This is a genomic window from Flavivirga algicola (genome assembly GCF_012910715.1).
Classification (GTDB): domain Bacteria; phylum Bacteroidota; class Bacteroidia; order Flavobacteriales; family Flavobacteriaceae; genus Flavivirga; species Flavivirga algicola.
This window is the reverse complement of record NZ_JABBHF010000001.1, coordinates 631,461-651,235: the sequence shown is the minus strand read 5'-3', so window position 1 is coordinate 651,235 and position 19,775 is coordinate 631,461. Positions and strand designations below refer to the sequence as shown.

Genomic DNA, 19,775 nt, shown 5'->3' with positions numbered 1-19,775 from the left:
TATTTGAAACTCTCAGTTGTTATACTAAATTATAATGTTCGCTACTTTTTAGAGCTCTGTATAAAAAGTGTACAAGCAGCTATTTCTAATATTGATGCAGAGATTATAGTTGTCGATAATAATTCGGAAGACACTAGCTGCAAAATGGTAAAGGCTTTTTTTCCAGAGGTCAATCTTATAGAAAATAAAACGAATTTTGGTTTTTCTAAAGGTAATAATATTGGTGTTTCACAAGCCAAAGGCGAATACATTTGTATTCTAAATCCAGACACGGTAGTCGCAGAAGATGTTTTTTTAAAGCTATTAAAATTTGCAGATGAAAAAGAAAAATTAGGTATAGTAGGTTGTAAATTAATTAATGGAGCGGGTAGTTTTTTACCAGAAAGTAAGCGTAACATTCCTTATATAAGATCGGCATTTAAGAAGTTATTGGGAAATTCTAAAGATTACTATGCCAATCACTTACAAGAGAATGAAATAGGTAATGTTGATGTTCTGGTTGGGGCTTTTATGTTGTTAAAACGCAATATTTATAATGCAGTTGGAGGGTTTGATGAAGATTACTTCATGTATGGAGAGGATATCGATTTGTCTTATAGGGTATTAAAAGCTGGTTATAGAAATTACTATTATGGTAACTCTAGCGTCATTCATTACAAGGGAGAAAGTACATTAAGGGATAAATTTTATGCACGTCGTTTTTATGGCGCCATGCAGATATTTTACAAGAAGCATTTTAAGAAGAATATATTATTCGATATGCTGGTTTGGTTAGGGCTTAGGTTGGTATACGTTTTTCGTAAAACACCGATTTATCAGCAGAAAAGGATCAATCAATATGTTTTTCTTTCAGACATAATGAATGAAAAACTAAAAACTGTTTTGCCCAAGAAGGTCATCTTAAAGCAGGAATTGGATATTGTTGAAAATTTGACAGAAGTTATCTTTGATGCAAACAGTTATGATTATAAGGACATTATAAAAATGATCGAGGCTAATAAGGGGCCAGAAATTACTTTTAAAATATGCCCTAAAAACTCTAATTTTGCATTAGGAAGCGATGATGCAATATCGAGAGGGGAAATTATTATTTTAGAATAGTTTTTGTTGTAAATAATTTAAAAAAATTAATGTTTTTTAATTAATTTTGCAATCGAAATTAAAAAAAGAAGGATTACGTTATTAATATGGCAAAGTTTGAACTTAAGTTACCAAAAATGGGTGAGAGTGTTGCAGAAGCAACAATAACATCTTGGCTAAAGGAGGTTGGAGATACGATAGAAATGGATGAGCCTGTTTTAGAAATAGCGACAGATAAGGTTGATAGTGAAGTACCAAGTGAGGTAGATGGTGTCTTGGTTGAGAAGCTTTTTAATGTAGATGATATTGTGCAAGTTGGGCAGGTTATAGCTGTTATTGAAGTTGATGGAAAAGAAGATTCGGAACCTATTGATGAAAATGAAGAACAACACCAAGAAGAGGCTATCGAGCTGGTGGAAGAAACTATAGCTGTAGCCAAAGAAGTAGTAGCACCTGTAGCCTCAAATGGCGAACGCTTTTATTCGCCACTTGTTAGGAATATAGCAAAGCAAGAGGGTATTGGTCAACAGGAATTAGATGCTATTTCGGGTAGTGGAAAAGATGGACGCGTTACTAAGCACGATATTCTTGGGTATATAGAAAATGGAAGAGAGACGGCACAAGAATCAATTACAGAACATGTTGAAAGCCCAGTTGTTCAATCTAAACCTGTAGAAAAACAACAAGCAGTTACTAAGCCTGTCATTTCTGATGGAGAAGATGAAATTATAGAAATGACTAGAATGGGCAAGATTATTGCACATCATATGGTTGAGTCTGTACAAACATCTGCTCATGTACAAAGTTTTATTGAAGCCGACGTTACCAAAATATGGAATTGGAGAAAGAAGGTCAAGGAAGGGTTTATGAAGCGTGAAGGGGAAAATTTAACCTTTACACCAATTTTTATGGAAGCGGTAGCTAAAGCACTCCGCGATTTCCCAATGATGAATATCTCGCTACAAGGAGATACCATCGTGAAAAAGAAAAACATTAATTTGGGGATGGCTGCTGCTTTACCAGATGGCAATTTAATAGTGCCAGTTATTAAAAATGCCGATCAACTCAATTTAGTTGGTATGACCAAACAAGTTAATGACCTGGCAAATAGAGCCCGAATAAATAAATTAAAGCCAGACGATATTCAAGGTGGTACTTATACTGTAACCAATGTAGGAACCTTTGGTAGTATTATGGGGACTCCAATAATAAACCAGCCACAGGTGGGGATATTGGCACTTGGAGCTATTAGAAAAGTTCCAGCAGTAATCGAAACTCCCGAAGGCGATTTTATAGGGATCCGTTATAAGATGTTTTTATCACATTCATACGACCATCGGGTAGTAAATGGTGCATTGGGAGGCCAGTTTGTAAAAGCGGTAAAAGACTATCTGGAAGCTTGGGATAGTGACAGGGAAATATGATTTTTAAGAAATAAATATTCAAAACCAACTTGAAAAGGGTTGGTTTTTTTGTTTCTACACTTTAGCAATTTAGTATCTTTACAACTTATTAATATTTTAAGTTAAATGCAACTAAATCTCACCAAGCCCATTTGTTTCTTCGATCTGGAAACAACAGGTGTCAATATTTCTAAAGATCGTATCGTAGAGATTTCTGTTCTTAAAGTATTTCCTAACGGAACAGAAGAAAGCAAAACTTGGTTGGTAAATCCAGAAATAACGATTCCAAAAGAAGTTGTTGAAATTCATGGTATTACTAATGAGAAAGTAGCCAATGAACCAACATTTAAGGAGCTTTCCAAAGAAATCCATAATATGATCAAAGACTCAGATTTAGGCGGATTTAATTCCAATAGATTCGATATCCCTTTATTAGCTGAAGAAATGTTACGCGCAGATATTGATTTTGACATGAAAAACCGATTGGCGATAGATGTGCAAACTATTTTCCATAAAATGGAACAGCGTACTTTAAGTGCTGCATATAAATTTTATTGCGATAAAAATCTTGACGGTGCTCATAGTGCAGAAGCAGATACAAATGCGACCTACGAAGTTTTAAAAGCGCAAATTGAAAAATACGATGAAGTAGAAAACAATACCAAATTTTTAGCAGCGTTTAGTTCAAGAAAAAAGTTTGCAGACTTTGCAGGTTTTATAGCCTATAATAAAGATGGTGTAGAATGTTTTTCTTTTGGGAAACATAAAGGGAAGTTAGTAACAGAAGTATTGGAAAAAGAACCAGGATATTTCGGTTGGTTATTAAATGCAGATTTTCCTTTATACACCAAAAAAGTATTGACAGGTATTAAACTTAGAAGTCTTAATAATAAATTATAAAGGTTTGTCGTTTCTGTATATCACTTTGGGTGTATCGAAGTGAGGGAGGAACACATTTTAAATCTGAGTTCAGTAATATAAAGACTCTTACTGTAGTTTGTCTTGAATGTTGTTGAAAATGAAAATGTATTTTTTTGAGAGGCATCACCTGTTATAGTATGGCAGGAATAATTAGGAAATATGAAACTTATTTGCATCGGTAGAAATTATACCGAACATATTAAAGAATTAGAAAACGAAAAACCCGCAGATCCTGTGGTTTTTTTAAAGCCAGATACTGCCATTTTATTGAAAAAACAGCCCTTTTTTATCCCAGATTTTTCAAATGATGTACATCATGAAGTTGAGGTTTTGGTTAAGATCAATAGGGTGGGGAAATATATAGATAGAAAATTTGCACATAAATATTATAAAGAAATTAGTTTAGGAATTGATTTTACAGCCCGCGATATGCAGAGTCAATTAAAGGAAAAAGGTTTACCATGGGAAAAATCTAAGGCTTTTGATGGATCGGCAGTAGTAGGTAAATGGTTAAAAGTGAGTGATTTTGAGGATGTTAACGCACTTAGTTTTTCATTACATAAAAATGAAGAGATCGTTCAAAAAGGGAGTACCAGCTTCATGTTATGGAAAATTGACGAACTAATAGAATATGTGTCAAAATATTTTACTTTAAAGATAGGAGATATTATCTTTACGGGCACGCCAGCAGGTGTTGGCAAAGTAATTGCTAATGATAAATTAAAAGGTTTTATAGAAGACAAGGAAATGTTTTCGATAACAGTAAAATAAATGGAGCAACATTACAAATTATTTAGAGTACGGGAGTTAGCCGACAATGATGAGGATTTTATAAAAACGCTAGCAGAGACTTTCTTGGAGGAAGTCCCAGAAGATGCAGAACGATTAAAAAAAGCAGTGGCTGAAGGCGATTATTTCAATGCCTATCAAGCTGCTCATAAAATGAAGCCTACAATCGATTTATTCGAACTGGGTGTATTAGATATCTTAATTGAAGTTCAGGATTGGGGTAAATTTGAAAAGCGGGATATGGATATCACGCCTCAATTAAAAATCGTTATAGATGCGGTAGATCATGCTATTGTTGAAATTAGATCAGATTTTAACTTATAATGTTAGCCGAAATAATCACTATAGGTGATGAGCTTCTCATTGGGCAAGTTATAGATACCAATTCGGCATTCATTGCAAAACAGCTTAATAAAATTGGAGTTTCAGTATATCAGATAACTTCTGTTCAAGACGATCAATCACATATTCTAAAAGCTTTGAAAGAAGCCGAAACTCATGTGGATATTGTTATTCTTACAGGCGGATTAGGACCAACAAAAGATGATATTACTAAAAAAACTATTGCTGAATATTTTAATGATACCCTTATAAAAAACGAATCTGTTTTAAAAAACATAGAATACATTTGGAGAAATTATGTGGGAGGTTCCCTTTTACAAGTAAATAAAGATCAAGCTTTGGTGCCATCTAAGGCAAAAGTATTAATGAATAAGCTAGGTACGGCTCCTGGCATGTGGATAGAAAAGGGAGGTAAAGTTTTTGTTTCGCTTCCAGGTGTGCCTTACGAAATGAATGCTTTAATAGAGTATCAAGTGGTTCCTAAGCTAAAGGACAAATATAATTGTCCTTTTATTTTGCATAAGACCATGCTGGTATATGGTTTAGGAGAAAGTGCATTGGCAGATAGGATAGCGTCATGGGAAGATGCTTTGCCAGAACATATAAAATTGGCTTACCTGCCAAATCTAGGCCAAATGAGATTGCGTCTATCGGCAAAAGGAGATGATGAACAGCAAGTTAAAGAAGATGTTCAAAAAGAAATAGACAAGGTACTGCCATTAATTAAAGATGAATTTTTTGGTTTTGAAGACGAAGAAGGCTCGGTTGAAATAATTATTTCTAAACACCTAACCAGAATAGGAAAAACATTGTCAATAGCCGAAAGTTGTACTGGTGGGACGGTAGCAGAGCGTTTTACTGTAAATTCTGGAGCTTCAGCTTATTTTAATGGCGGTGTTGTTACGTATTCTACGGCATCTAAAATCAATGTTTTAGGGGTCTGTAAAGAAGATATTGAGGCGCATTCTGTGGTTAGCTCTCAAGTGGTAGAGTCTATGGCTCAAAATGCCTTGCGGTTATTTCAATCGGATTATGCAGTAGCAACAACAGGAAACGCAGGTCCAACAAAAGGTGATTCAGATGCAGAGGTAGGAACGGTTTTTATAGGAATAGCCACTAAAACAGGTGTGTATTCAGAAAAATTTAACTTTGGAAATCATCGTGTAAAAGTGATAAATAAAGCGGTAAATAAAGCGCTGGAAATGTTACTAAAAGAAATTTTTAAAAATTGATTAAAAATTAGGTTGCTGTAAATTAAAGAATTTGTATATTTGCACCTCGATTTTAAGCAACAAAAAAATTAAAGTTATATATCATGTCAAGAGTTTGTGAACTTACAGGAAAGAAGGCAATGGTTGGAAACAATGTTTCTCATGCATTAAACAGAACAAAACGTAAATTTAATGCGAATTTATTAAAGAAGCGTTTTTACATTCCAGAAGAAGACAGTTGGATAACTTTAAAAGTTTCTGCATCTGCTTTAAAAACTATTAACAAAATAGGTATATCTGCAGCAATTAAGGAAGCAAAATCTAAAGGGTTTTTAAAATAATAGCTGTATTTAATAAGTTAAAGAAATGGCAAAGAAAGGCAATAGAATACAAGTAATTTTAGAATGTACTGAGCATAAAGCGTCTGGTCAACCAGGAACTTCAAGATACATTACTACTAAGAATAAAAAAAATACGCCAGATAGAATGGAGATTAAAAAATTTAATCCTATTCTAAAACGTATGACAGTTCATAAAGAGATAAAATAATAAGTCATGGCAAAGAAATCAGTAGCATCATTACAAACAGGATCTAAAAGATTAACGAAAGCTATCAAAATGGTGAAATCACCAAAAACAGGAGCTTACATGTTTGTTGAATCCATTATGAGTCCAGATCAAGTAAAAGACTTTTTTAGCAAAAACTAAAACAGTCATACTTCATGATATTATAAGCTGCTTTCTTTTTAGAAAGCAGCTTTTTATGTTTATATTTGGAAGGTTTTTCTGCCATAATTGCAGTAAAAATTTGTGGTGTGAAAATTGACATAAATGTTTTGAGCGTCATCACAAGGAAAAAAGAACGCTGTCATTAATAAATAACAATTAAGTAAACTTAAAGTATGAGTTTTTTTAAAAAAATATTTTCTTCAGAAAAGAAAGAAACCCTAGATAAAGGTTTAGAAAAATCTAAATCCAGCTTTTTCGGGAAATTAAGTAAAGCTGTAGCGGGGAAATCTAAAGTAGATGATGATGTTTTAGATGATCTTGAAGAAGTTTTAGTATCTAGTGATGTAGGAGTTAATACAACACTTAAAGTTATAGAGCGCATTGAAGCACGTGTTGCAAAAGACAAATACCTAGGAACCGACGAACTTAATACGATCCTTCGTGAAGAAATCGCCAGTTTGTTAAGTGAAACAAATTTAGGAGAAGAAACAGATTTTATCATTCCGCAGGACAAAAAGCCCTATGTTATCATGGTGGTTGGTGTTAATGGCGTTGGTAAAACGACTACCATTGGTAAGTTGGCCTATCAATTTAAAAAACAAGGCTTAAAAGTAGTGCTTGGAGCCGCAGATACTTTTAGAGCTGCGGCCATAGACCAGTTACAAGTGTGGGCGGACAGAGTAGATATACCCATTGTTAAACAATCTATGGGTAGCGACCCAGCCTCAGTGGCATTCGATACTTTAAAAAGTGCTGTCACGCAGAATGCAGATGTTGTAATTATTGACACAGCGGGACGATTACATAATAAGGTAAACTTAATGAATGAGCTTACTAAAGTAAAGCGTGTCATGCAAAAAGTAGTGGACAATACGCCTAATGATGTGCTATTGGTTTTAGATGGTTCTACAGGTCAAAATGCATTCGAACAAGCAAAACAATTTACAGCAGCTACAGAAGTTACATCATTAGCCGTTACAAAACTTGATGGAACGGCAAAAGGAGGCGTCGTAATTGGTATTTCAGACCAATTAAAAATTCCAGTAAAGTATATTGGTGTTGGTGAAGGTATTGAGGATTTACAGGTCTTCAATAAGTTTGAGTTTGTGGATTCATTTTTTAAGTAAAACTTTTGGTGTTTGTATGTGGTCACTGAGTGAAGTCGAAGTGAAGACAGGTATCTTTTAATTCTTATGTTGGATTTAAGGGATAAGAAGACGCTTCGAGTTTTTATTATTATATCTGGAATTTATTCTGTGATGAGAATTTTGAGCTATTCTGTTTCTCTTATTCAATCGTATTTCAATACTAACAATCCTTTAATTCCTGACTATCTGTTTTATTGCGTTAATTTTCCTCTGTATTTTTTTATACCCGTATTTAGCTTTATTTTGTGGTATGCCTTAAAGAGTCTGATAAGTCAGAATTATAATAAAGTTATAGTTCTTATAACCTTTTCGTTTGTTGTGATTTCTTATTTTTTTGAAATTCACATTTATAATTTCATTCAAAGCTTTAACCCCTATGGTAAATAATTAGTACTTTTAACTACATGTACTACAATATCTACCATAATCTCTTAATCAAAGCTTCTCCAAAAGTAGTTTTTGATGCTGTTTCATTACCAGAACATTTAAATAATTGGTGGACATTAAAAAGCTCTGGAACTCCAGAATTCGATTCAGAGTACAATCTAAATTTTACAGATGCCTATAATTGGTTCTGTAAAGTATCTGAAGTGAAAAATAATGAATCATTTTACTTAAAAATGACAGATTCAGATAAAGATTGGAACCCTACAACATTTGGATTTGACTTAGAAGTCCAAGACTCAGAAACTTTGGTGAAATTTAGCCATGTTAATTGGTTAGAAGATAACCATCATTACAGACATTCCTCATTCTGTTGGGCTATACTGCTCAATGGTTTAAAAAACTATTTGGAAAAAGGAATTATTATTCCTTTTGAGAAAAGGAACTAATCTTATTATTAAATTAAGTATAAATAATCTTCTCTTTTGTTAAGAAATTTCCATTCGTCGAAGAACTTCTTTACACAAACCTAATATTTTATTAATCGTAAGAATAAACTTAATTTAATTGTTAGATTTATATTTAGTTTCATTTTTAAATTTAATGAAGTATGAAAAACATTTATTCTAAAAAAAGGCATGTTATTATAACAATGACCTTTTTATGCACATTAATAGCTAATTCGCAAATTATTATTAGTGGGGTTTTTGATGGTCCTCTTCCTGGAGGTTTACCAAAAGGGGTAGAGCTTTATGTTACTGACAACATTCCAGATTTAAGTATTTATAGTATCGGATCTGCCAATAATGGAGGCGGTACAGATGGAGAGGAATTTACTTTGCCAGCAGTAGCTGTTAATTCAGGAGACTTTATTTATCTGGCTTCTGAAGCAATAGAATTCTTAAACTTTTTTGGTTTTTCCCCAGATTATACTAATAGTGCTGCTAATATCAATGGAGACGATGCTATTGAGTTATTCAAGTCAGGTACGGTTATCGATGTTTTTGGAGATATAAATACAGATGGCTCTGGACAGGCATGGGAATATTTAGATGGCTGGGCATATAGAAATGAGAACACAGGACCAGATGGAAGTATCTTTGTATTGGCTAATTGGTCTTTTAGTGGCTCTAACGCTTTAGATGGAGAAACCTCCAATGCTAGTGCAGCTGTTCCATTTCCCTTAGGAACTTATGGTGGAGGAGGAACTGTTGATAACGAAGCGCCTACAGCCCCAACAAACCTAATAGCTTCTAATACTACAAACACTACTACGGATTTAACCTGGGAAGCATCAACAGACAATATTGGTGTTACGGCCTATCAGATTTTTAGCGGAACGACTTTAATAGCATCTTCGGCGGAGACAACACATACCATTATAAATCTAACACCAAATACAAGTTACACATTTACGGTAAAAGCTATAGATACTGCAGGAAATGTATCAGTTGCAAGTAATCCAGTAAATATAATAACCAATGCAGGAGATCCGCCACCTCCTGGAATATCGACAGATTTAATTATTACGGGTGTTATTGATGGACCACTTTCTGGGGGTGTGCCAAAGGCTATTGAGTTTTATGCTGTAAATGATATATCTGATTTAAGCCTATATGGTTTCGGATCTGCTAATAATGGCGGTGGTACAGATGGACAAGAATTTACATTTTCAGGATCGGCGAGTGCAGGAGATTTTATATATGTAGCCTCCGAGGAAACTGGATTCACAAGTTTCTTTGGCTTTGCACCTAATTTCACATCAGGAGCAGCAGGTATTAATGGTGATGATGCCATTGAGTTATTTAATTCGGGTGTGGTTGTTGATGTTTTTGGAGATATTAATACAGATGGTTCTGGTCAGCCATGGGAATATTTAGATGGATGGGCTTATAGGAAGGATAATACAGGAGCAGACAATAATACTTTTGTAATAGAAAATTGGATATTTAGTACTCCCAATGCTTTAGATGGTACAACGACCAATAATGATGCGACAACTCCATTCCCTTTAGGGGCTTATGGACCCGATTTAATTATAACAGGAATTATAGACGGACCACTTTCAGGAGGCATTCCAAAAGCTATCGAGTTTTATGCTAAACAAGATATTGCAGATTTAAGCAAATATGGTTTTGGTTCTGCTAATAATGGAGGTGGATCTGATGGGGAAGAGTTTACTTTGTCTGGATCGGCAAATGCAGGAGATTTTATTTATGTAGCATCCGAAACGACTGGTTTTAATAGTTTTTTTGGCTTTGTACCTAATTTTACATCGGGAGCTGCTTCAGTAAATGGTGATGATGCCGTAGAATTGTTTTTTAACGGAGATGTTATCGATGTTTTTGGAGATATTAACACAGATGGTTCAGGACAGCCATGGGAATATCTAGATGGATGGGCTTATAGAAACGATAATACTGGTCCAGACGGAAGTTCTTTTTTATTGGCAAATTGGTCTTTTAGTGGTGTTAATGCTTTAGATGGAACAACCGTTAATACAACATTTCCTATTGGAACGTATGGAGAAGGTGGCGTTAGTGAACCAGCAGAATTAATATCAATACTTGAGGCTAGAGGTGCAGATAAATTGGGGGAAGAAGTAAAAGTAACAGGTGTGCTTACTGTAGCGGATGAATTTTCAGGATCTGCTTATTTACAGGACGACACTGGAGGTATAGCCATTTTTGATGCATTAGTTCATGGAGATGGTGTTTTTAAAATAGGAGATTCAATAACTGTAAAAGGTATAAGAAGTATTTTTAGAGACCAAGTTCAAATAAGTCCTGTAACTGAAGTGGAAAACAATGGAAGCCCCAATCAGGCTATAGAACCATTGGTTATAACTTTAGATGAATTGTCCAACCACCCAGCAGAATTGGTTAAGATTTTAAATCCTGCTTTTCCAAAACCAGGAGATGTTCTTTTTGGAGACTCTAATTATATTTTAGCAGATTCAAGTGGTTCAGGAGAATTAAGAATCGATAATGATGTCGAAGAAATAGTAGGCTTAGGGCAGCCAGAAGTTTGTGATGAGGTAATAGGCGTTGTAGGTAGGTTTTTTGAATTATATCAATTGCTTCCTAGAGCAGCTGCAGATATAGGTTGTGCAGGAGCATACATGCCCCCTGTCTCTCCAATAGATATTCCAAAAGAAAAAACTTTAGACGTGGTAACATGGAATATTGAGTGGTTTGGAGATGAAAGTAACTCTCCAGCAGCAGGAAATCCGATGCCTGATACCATTCAAAAAGATAGTGTAAAAGTTATAATTAATGAATTGAAGGCCGATGTATTGGCGGTTCAGGAGATTTCAGATGATGCATTATTTGCACAATTGGTAAGTGAACTTCCTGGGTACGATTACATACTTTCGCCAGCTGTGTCAAGACCAAATGATCCTGGTGTTAAACAGAAAGTCGGATTTATTTATAATACGGCGACAGTAAATGTAACCGCAACTAAAGTTTTGTTAGAATCTATTCACCCTTTGTATAATGGAGGAGATGACTCTGCATTGGTTAATTACCCAAGTACTACAGACCGTTTTTATGCAAGTGGCCGTTTGCCTTTTTTAATGACAGCAGATATTAATATTGATGGTGAAACAGAACCATATAATTTTATTGCTTTGCATGCTAGGGCAAATAGCAGCTCAGATCCTCAGAGTAGATACGATATGAGAAAATATGATGTAGAAGTATTAAAAGATAGTTTAGATGCACAATACCCTATAGCAAATATTGTATTGTTAGGTGATTATAATGATGATGTTGATGTTACCGTTGCTGATGTTGCAACAACACTAACTAGCTACGACGAATATGTTACAGATACTACGAATTATAATGTAGTAACCAGTGCTTTAAGTGCAGGAGGGTTTAGATCTTTTGTGTCCAGAGAAAATATGATAGATCACATTGCTATTTCTAATGAGTTGAACGATAATTATATAAATGAATCCGAACGTGTTCATTACGAATTTTATGATAGTGATTATACCCGAACGGTATCAGATCATTTTCCAGTATCAGCCAGGTTACAGATAAAATCACTAGTTGTTAACGAGCTTGTCCATACAGATATTATTTGTTCAGGTACGTCAGATGGTTCAGCAGCACTAGCTGTTTCTGGTGGCATAGCACCTTATAATTACCAATGGAGTGGGAGCGATATGTCTACAAATACAATTAATGGTTTAAGTGGAGGAGACCATATGGTAACAATAACGGATGCTTTAGGGAACGTAATAATTGAAAAATTTACCATTTTAGAATCACCCGAATTATCAGTTACTACAACTAATGATACAACAGTGTATTTTGGATATAAATCACAAGCCTGTACCTTGTTAGAAGTTGCAAATGTAACAGGAGGCACAGCCCCGTATAATTATGAGTGGAGTACTGGCGAAACCCAAGCAAGCATAGAAGTTTGCCCAGAAGAGACCACAGAATACAGTATAACTATTACTGATGCTAATGGTTGTACGCAAACATCAACGATAAAAGTTACTGTAATAAATGTTGCTTGTGAGGCAGAAGCAAGTCAATACAACCAGAGATATCAAAGACAAAGAAAGCCTAAAATACAAGTGTGTTTTAAAGGCAGAACTTTATGTGTGAATCAATATGCTGCAAGGGCTCTTTTGGCAAGAGGAGCTTATTTGGGAACTTGTAATGATCAAGACCCTATACCAACAGTTCGATTAAAAGTGTCTCCCAATCCTTTTGTAGCCTACACTAATGTGATCTTAAATAGTAATATGGAAGCAGAAGTAGAATTAAAGATTTACAATTTCTATGGACAGCTTTTAAAATCGTCATTTCATCAAATTAGTGCTGGTAAATCCAATATCGGTCTGCAATTAGGTGATTTAAGATGTGGGTTCTATTATTTAAAGACTAAAATTAATGGGAAACATGCTAAAACTAGGATATTGATAAAGCGTTAGAAAAATTAATAAAATAAAGGTCAAAGTATAATGCGTCATTGCGAGTTGAGTGTAGACATGGTAACTCTTTAGAATTAAATCTGAAATTAAACAGGTTACCGCGATTTTTACAAAGCCTCGCAATGACGAATTAGTTTTTTAAGCCTTTATTTCACTACTGGATAGCTTATTGACAAGTACTAATTAATCAAAGCATTTATTTTGGCCCAGAGATCATTATCAAAAGTAGATAAAGCAAAATTGATATTATCTGCAGCATTTCCCATACGCACTATGACTAATTTCTTACTGGGAACAACATAAATTTTTTGATCATTTTTACCCAAAGCAGCATACATATCTGTAGGTGCATTGGGAATTAACGCACCATTAAATTCTAATTGGCTTCCGGGTAAGTGGTAAGTCGGTTTTCCATTTAACCACCATAAGTATCCATAAGATTGGTTGATGCTTTGAGATGTATTAGTGGCTTCATTTAAAAAATTTTCTGGGATTATTTGAGTGTTTTCCCATTTTCCATTGGCATAAATTAGTAAGCCGAAACGGGCCATGCTTCGTGTATTACTCCAATAAACATTAAAATCATTTGAATTTATCCATGTACCAGTCATACCAATTTTGTTCTTTAATACTGTGTTAAAGTATCCAGACCAACTTTGACTACTAGCTTGGGCAATAACATCCTGCATTTTCACATACACATTATGATAAGCCCATCTGCTACCAGCATCGGCTATGTATTTAAGGTTTGCAGTAGACACATTGTCTCCTAAACCATCATCCAGACCAGAGTTCATAGATAATAGATTTTTACAAGTAATCAGGTTTTCTTTTTCTAAAGGAGCGCTCGTCCAACCAATTCCTAGATAATCAGAAACTTTGTTATTGATATTTATTAAACTTGCTTCTTGGGCGATTCCAGAAATAGCTGTGGTTAATGTCTTGCCTGCACTGGCCCAATACCAAGGCGATGTTGCAGTATGATTGCTAAAATAGTGTTCAACTACAATTTTGCCATCATGAAGGATCATAAAACTTTTTGTGTTTTTATCTTCTAAATAATCCAATAGTGGTTGTAAAGCAGTGGTGTTCCACTCTAAATCGCTAACAGATTTAGTCTTCCAAGTATTAGAATTTATAGGTGGAAAATAAAGGGTGTCATCTAAAACCTCGGGAGATGTGGGAGCATTATCTTTAGAGCAACTCAATAAAATTGTTAAGATGCATAATGAGAGATAAGTCATTTTTTTCATAGTTGTAGGTTTAGCAATTAAGACCTTCAAATATATAAAAGGTTTAATTAAGGTTGTATCTTTGCGCCCTAAATTGGTTATCGTTATTAATTAAAAAGATTCCCACCTTCTCGGGAAAATGGTATGCGTACAAAAACTCTTAAGAAAAACAAGATAAATGTTGTAACCCTTGGCTGTAGTAAAAATGTTTACGATAGTGAGGTGTTAATGGGACAACTTAAAGCTAGCGGTAAAGATGTTGTTCATGAAGATGAAGGGAATATTGTCGTTATTAATACCTGTGGATTTATTAATAATGCTAAGGAAGAAAGTGTGAATACCATCTTGGAATTCATGCAAAAAAAAGAAGCAGGAGATGTTGATAAGGTATTTGTTACGGGATGTTTAAGCGAGCGTTATAAGCCAGACTTACAAAAAGAAATCCCAAATGTAGATCAGTATTTTGGAACTACAGAATTACCAGGGTTGTTAAAAGCTTTGGGTGCCGATTATAAGCATGAATTAATAGGAGAGCGCTTAACAACAACCCCAAAAAATTATGCTTATTTAAAGATTGCTGAAGGTTGTGACAGACCTTGTAGTTTTTGCGCTATTCCGATTATGCGGGGAAAACATAGAAGCACCCCCATAGAAGATATTGTTGTTGAAGCCGAAAAATTAGCTGCGAATGGTGTTAAGGAACTTATATTAATAGCACAAGATTTGACCTATTATGGGTTAGATTTATATAAAAAGCGAAATCTGGCAGAGCTACTGGAGGCTTTGGTGAAAGTTGATGGTGTAGAATGGATTCGCTTACATTATGCATTTCCTACAGGTTTTCCCATGGACGTCTTGGAAGTTATGAATCGCGAGCCTAAAGTTTGTAATTATATAGATATTCCATTACAGCATATTTCAGATGCTATTTTAAAAAGTATGCGACGCGGAACGACAAAAGAGAAAACTACTAAATTACTTAAAGAATTTAGGGCTGCTGTTCCAAATATGACAATAAGGACAACACTCATAGTTGGGTACCCTGGTGAAACAGAAGAAGACTTTCAAATATTGAAACAGTGGGTTGCAGATATGCGTTTTGAGCGTTTGGGCTGTTTTACATATTCTCACGAAGAAAACACACATGCCTACAATTTAGAAGACGATGTTCCAGAAGCGGTAAAGATAGAACGTGCTAACCAGATTATGGAGGTACAGTCGCAGATCTCATGGGAACTCAATCAAGAAAAAATAGGAAAGACCTTTAAAGTCGTTATCGATAGGAAAGAAGGCAACTATTTTATAGGGCGTACCGAGTATGACTCGCCAGATGTTGATAATGAGGTACTGATTGATGCGACTAAAACCTATTTAAAAACAGGTGAGTTTACTACCGTGAAAATTATTGAAGCAGAAGATTTTGACCTTTACGGCGAAGTTGTTGCTTAATATTTAAAATAGAGATATTTATAATGGTATGGTTGACCTGAGCTGTTGATGAGGTTGTTAATTCATTATTTTTCTATTTTTGAAGAAACATATGTGTATGGATTCAAGTGATTTTTCAAAATTCTTAAATAACATAAGTTCCAAGCCGCTACAGGTGTTGGATGCATCTATACCAAACTCCAAATACATACCTTTAGATTTGTCTGAATCTAATGAAGAATTAAATAGTATCGATGTATCATCATCGTCAAAACTAGATACCTTTATTAATAATCATATTAAGAAGTATCATGCTTTTGTGGCTTATGGAGGATATTTGGAAGTCCGAAATATATACAAACGCAGTTCGCATTTTAATAAACAAGCTGAAGATGGGCGTAATATACATTTAGGAGTCGATTTATGGTGTCCTGCTAATACTTTAATTTACACACCTCTTGATGCTACTGTACATAGTTTTAAAAATAATACGAACTTTGGCGATTATGGTCCGACCATTATTTTGAAACATGTTATAGGCGAGGTCACATTTTATACCCTTTATGGTCATTTGAGCCTAGCATCAATCAAGGGTTTAAAAATTGGACAGGCGTTTATTAAAGGGGAGCAAATCGCAACTTTAGGCGACGCTTCAGTAAATGGAGATTACCCACCGCATTTACACTTTCAGATTATTAAAGATATTCAGCATTGCATTGGGGACTACCCAGGTGTTTGTAATAAGAAAGATCTAAAGTTTTATATGAAAAATTGTCCAGATCCCAATGTTCTATTGAAGTACACTTAGTCTTAGATAAAAAGACCTATTTAGCACCTTAAAATGAACTAAGAATAGAGCATTATTGGGTATTATATTTATAAATTGCTCTGCTTGTGCGTAAGCAGAATTATTCAAATTTAAAAATCTTAAAATATTATTAAATAATGTTCATTATCAAATCGATTCGTTTTATAACCATCTGTTTTTTATTCCTATTGTTAGTTGCTTGTTCTCAGAAAAAAGATACGTTAACTTCTGAAAATTCAGAAAAAATAGCTAAAACAGAAAAATACGAACCTACATGGGAATCCTTGGCCAAACATCAAGCCACTCCAGAATGGTTACAGGATGCCAAATTGGGAATTTATTTCCACTGGGGGGTGTATACTGTGCCAGCATATCACAGTGAATGGTATCCTTTTTATATGTATAGAGATGGGCACCCACACGGGTCTAATGTTGCTAAATGGCATAAAGAAAAGTACGGAAAAGATTTTAATTACCATGATTTTGTCCCGATGTTTAAAGCAGAAAAATTTGATGCAAAAGATTGGGCTAAATTATTTAAGGATGCTGGAGCTAAGTTTTCTGGTCCAGTAGCACAGCACCATGACGGTTTTGCCTTATGGGATAGTAAAGTAAATCCTTGGAATGCAAAAGCTAAAGGGCCTAAAAAGGATATTACTGGATTGTTAGAAAAAGAGATTAAAGCAAATGGGATGAAATTCATTACAACTTTTCACCATGCTCGTAATCTACAAAGAAATGCCAATAATCCAGAAAAGTGGGGAGCTTATGATAGCCATTTTGCGTATGATCCTAATTCGGCAACATCCTCTAAAGATTCTATAATTTCAAAGTTATATGGAAATATGCCAGCAGACCAATTTCATAAATATTGGTATGCCCAGCTAAAAGAAGTTATAGACCAGTATTCTCCAGATATTGTTTGGTTTGACTCTTGGTTAAATGCAATTCCTGAACAATACAGACAAGAATTTGCAGCTTATTATTTAAATGAGGCGAAGAAGAAAAATCAGGAGGTAGCCATTGTTATGAAACAACACGATATGCCACACAATATGAGTATGCTGGATATTGAACAAGGCGGTAAAAAAGATTTATCTGAGTCGCCATGGATGACAGATGTCACCATTAGTAGAGGTTCTTGGTCTTATACAGATAATTTAAAATATAAAGATGCCACATTGGTATTGCGAAATATGATAGATGTTTGGAGTAAGAACGGCACCGTTTTACTAAATGTTTCCCCTACAAAAGAAGGGGTTATTCCAACTGAGCAACGAGACATTCTTTTGGAAATTGGAGGTTGGTTGTCTAAGTACGGAGAAGCTGTTTATAATACGCGACCGTTTATAAAATACGGATTTGGAACTTCTGTGGCTAAGGCAGGTCATTTTGGGGGGCAATCTGCAACGACTAAATATTCTGCAAATGATGTGCGTTTTACCATGTCGAAAGACAAAAAAACACTCTACATGTTTTTCTTGGGTCATCCCGAAAAAGGTAGAAAATTAGATATGAAAAGTTTTGGTTTACATCGCTATCCAACGCCGAGTCCGATTAAAAATATTACTGTTTTAGGTACAGAAACTAAAGTACAATTTGAACAAACAGAAAATGAGTTATTTTTAACAATTCCAGATGTAGACATGAATGATATGGCAACAATATTTAAATTTGAGCTGGAATAAAATAATATATTTACATCTTAACTTATTTAATCTAACGGGCCAATGATCATATGAAAACTGTAAAAATGTTGTTAATCCTATTATTATTTATTTCTTGTAATAACAAAACCGATAAGAAAGAAAAACCAGAAGTAGATAAACAACTAACAGCTGTAGAAAAACAACTTTCTTTATTGTTGGAAAAAGCAGTGGAAAAAAACAGAATTCCTCGAACTACCAATAAAGACAATAGTATTTATTGGGCGCCTTTAAAATTTGATTGGACTGAGGGTTTTTTTCCAGGGACATGCTGGTATTTGTATGAAGCTACTAAAGATGAAAAGTGGAAAAACGGGGCTGAACAATTTCAAAAACTAATTGAAAGTCACAAAACAATTACAAACAATCATGACTTAGGGTTTATTTTTAATTGTTCTTTTGGAAATGGTTATCGTTTGACAAAAAATGAAGATTTTAAACAGGTTTTAATTGTCTCTGGAAACTCTTTAATTACACGTTTTAATGAAAAGGTAGGCTGTATTCAAAGCTGGGATGTAGGACCAAATCATCGTTGGAAATTTCCTGTCATTATAGACAATATGATGAATTTAGAGTTGTTATTTGAATTAACAAAATTAACAGGGGATCCTAAGTACAAAGAAATAGCCATTATTCATGCCAATACGACGATGAAAAACCATTTTAGAGATGATTATAGTTCTTACCATGTCATTGATTATGATCTAGAAACAGGTGCCGTACGCAACAGAAATACAGCACAAGGCTTTTCTGATAAAAGTTCTTGGGCGCGTGGACAAGCATGGGGACTATACGGTTATACAGTTTGTTACAGGTATACAAAGGATAAAAGGTACCTGGAACAAGCTCAAAATATAGCAAAATATATTATTGACGCTATGCCAGAAGATGGAATTCCTTATTGGGACTATAATGCACCAAACATTCCTAACGAAAAAAGAGATGTTTCTGCAGCTGCTATTGCTACGTCTGCTTTAATTGAATTAGATGGATATACAACAGAATCTTATTTGTCTTTTATCAATAAGTCAATTGTTTCCCTAGGTTCAGAAGTCTATAACGCTAAACTTGGAGAAAATAATGGTTTTGCTTTGATGCATAGTGTAGGTAGTATTCCGCACAAAGCAGAAGTAGATGTGCCTTTAAACTATGCAGATTATTATTATGTAGAAGCTTTGATGAGGTTGATAAAGTAAAAAACTAAAAACATTATTTGTTTTGTAGGTTTTTTTGACTATATTGGTAAGTGTAAAACTACAAAAATATAAAACATGAATGAACAAATAATCAACAAATTTGAAAGTAAAGGTGTATCGTCTGGGCTAGTAACAATAGCTCATACTGATTTTTTTTGTTATAATAATGTGCAAGGTTCTTTAACTGCGGGGTATTTATATACTAATATTGGAGCTACAAATTCAAATCTCGAAGTGTACATGAGATATGATAGTGGAGATACCACAGAATATACGTTATTATACCAGATTGATGGTGGACCAACCGAGTCCTTCACTCTGACACCAGGAACAAATATTTTTACTAAATCGTGTTCGTTTAAAAGTCTTAACTGTTGGTTAATGGTTCCTTACCAAGGAGGTAATGCGAATACTTCGTGCTCAATGAGTGTGTTTAAGTAATCA

18 protein-coding genes are annotated in these 19,775 nt (G+C 34.5%); 17 read left to right on the top strand and 1 reads right to left on the bottom strand.

Annotated features, from left to right (window positions below):
- Positions 1-3 precede the first annotated feature (3 nt).
- The 12 genes from HHX25_RS02640 (at position 4) to HHX25_RS02580 (ending at position 12,961) form a co-directional block, all read left to right on the top strand.
- Positions 4-1,101, top strand: coding sequence for a glycosyltransferase family 2 protein (locus HHX25_RS02640; RefSeq protein WP_169669779.1), 1,098 nt, complete (start codon positions 4-6; stop codon positions 1,099-1,101).
- Positions 1,102-1,187: 86 nt separating this feature from the next.
- Positions 1,188-2,504, top strand: coding sequence for a dihydrolipoamide acetyltransferase family protein (locus HHX25_RS02635; RefSeq protein ID WP_169669777.1), 1,317 nt, complete (start codon positions 1,188-1,190; stop codon positions 2,502-2,504).
- A gap of 105 nt (positions 2,505-2,609) precedes the next feature.
- Positions 2,610-3,383 carry a 3'-5' exonuclease gene (locus tag HHX25_RS02630; protein WP_169669775.1) on the top strand — a complete coding sequence of 258 codons (774 nt, stop codon included), beginning with the start codon at positions 2,610-2,612 and terminating at the stop codon, positions 3,381-3,383.
- A 180-nt stretch (positions 3,384-3,563) separates the two neighbouring features.
- Positions 3,564-4,175: a fumarylacetoacetate hydrolase family protein gene (locus HHX25_RS02625; protein ID WP_169669773.1), complete on the top strand. Its 612-nt coding sequence runs from the start codon at positions 3,564-3,566 to the stop codon at positions 4,173-4,175.
- Entirely contained in the window at positions 4,176-4,517 is a 342-nt protein-coding gene (locus tag HHX25_RS02620) for an Hpt domain-containing protein (protein WP_169669771.1), read from the top strand.
- On the top strand, positions 4,517-5,767 hold the full coding sequence (locus HHX25_RS02615; RefSeq protein ID WP_169669769.1) for a competence/damage-inducible protein A: 1,251 nt from the start codon (positions 4,517-4,519) through the stop codon (positions 5,765-5,767). The genes HHX25_RS02620 and HHX25_RS02615 overlap by 1 nt, the downstream gene beginning before the upstream one ends.
- A gap of 83 nt (positions 5,768-5,850) precedes the next feature.
- Positions 5,851-6,087 (top strand): 50S ribosomal protein L28, encoded by a 237-nt coding sequence (gene rpmB, locus HHX25_RS02610; protein WP_135875107.1) that lies wholly within the window; start codon positions 5,851-5,853, stop codon positions 6,085-6,087.
- A 25-nt stretch (positions 6,088-6,112) separates the two neighbouring features.
- Positions 6,113-6,295: a 50S ribosomal protein L33 gene (gene rpmG / locus HHX25_RS02605; RefSeq protein ID WP_008271040.1), complete on the top strand. Its 183-nt coding sequence runs from the start codon at positions 6,113-6,115 to the stop codon at positions 6,293-6,295.
- 6 nt (positions 6,296-6,301) lie between these two features.
- Complete coding sequence (locus tag HHX25_RS02600) at positions 6,302-6,454, top strand: DUF4295 domain-containing protein (RefSeq protein WP_169669767.1); 153 nt, start codon at positions 6,302-6,304, stop codon at positions 6,452-6,454.
- 194 nt (positions 6,455-6,648) lie between these two features.
- Positions 6,649-7,602 (top strand): signal recognition particle-docking protein FtsY, encoded by a 954-nt coding sequence (ftsY, locus tag HHX25_RS02595; RefSeq protein WP_169669765.1) that lies wholly within the window; start codon positions 6,649-6,651, stop codon positions 7,600-7,602.
- Positions 7,603-8,027: 425 nt separating this feature from the next.
- Positions 8,028-8,456: an SRPBCC family protein gene (locus HHX25_RS02590; protein ID WP_169669763.1), complete on the top strand. Its 429-nt coding sequence runs from the start codon at positions 8,028-8,030 to the stop codon at positions 8,454-8,456.
- Between the two features lie 161 nt (positions 8,457-8,617).
- Positions 8,618-12,961 (top strand): fibronectin type III domain-containing protein, encoded by a 4,344-nt coding sequence (locus tag HHX25_RS02580; RefSeq protein ID WP_205957979.1) that lies wholly within the window; start codon positions 8,618-8,620, stop codon positions 12,959-12,961.
- A gap of 179 nt (positions 12,962-13,140) precedes the next feature.
- On the opposite strand, the gene HHX25_RS02575 is transcribed toward HHX25_RS02580, so the two are convergent.
- A complete protein-coding gene (locus HHX25_RS02575; protein ID WP_169669761.1) occupies positions 13,141-14,214 on the bottom strand; it encodes a serine hydrolase domain-containing protein in 1,074 nt (357 codons plus the stop codon).
- A 123-nt stretch (positions 14,215-14,337) separates the two neighbouring features.
- On the opposite strand from HHX25_RS02575, the gene rimO reads away from it, so the two are divergent.
- From rimO to HHX25_RS02550, 5 genes are all read left to right on the top strand, one after another.
- Positions 14,338-15,642 (top strand): 30S ribosomal protein S12 methylthiotransferase RimO, encoded by a 1,305-nt coding sequence (gene rimO / locus HHX25_RS02570; RefSeq protein WP_169669759.1) that lies wholly within the window; start codon positions 14,338-14,340, stop codon positions 15,640-15,642.
- Positions 15,643-15,739: 97 nt separating this feature from the next.
- Positions 15,740-16,429, top strand: coding sequence for a peptidoglycan DD-metalloendopeptidase family protein (locus HHX25_RS02565; RefSeq protein WP_169669758.1), 690 nt, complete (start codon positions 15,740-15,742; stop codon positions 16,427-16,429).
- A gap of 137 nt (positions 16,430-16,566) precedes the next feature.
- Positions 16,567-18,117, top strand: coding sequence for an alpha-L-fucosidase (locus HHX25_RS02560; RefSeq protein ID WP_169669756.1), 1,551 nt, complete (start codon positions 16,567-16,569; stop codon positions 18,115-18,117).
- A 50-nt stretch (positions 18,118-18,167) separates the two neighbouring features.
- Positions 18,168-19,331 (top strand): glycoside hydrolase family 88 protein, encoded by a 1,164-nt coding sequence (locus tag HHX25_RS02555; protein WP_169669754.1) that lies wholly within the window; start codon positions 18,168-18,170, stop codon positions 19,329-19,331.
- Between the two features lie 75 nt (positions 19,332-19,406).
- A complete protein-coding gene (locus HHX25_RS02550) occupies positions 19,407-19,772 on the top strand; it encodes a hypothetical protein (protein WP_169669751.1) in 366 nt (121 codons plus the stop codon).
- The last annotated feature ends 3 nt before the right edge of the window (positions 19,773-19,775 follow it).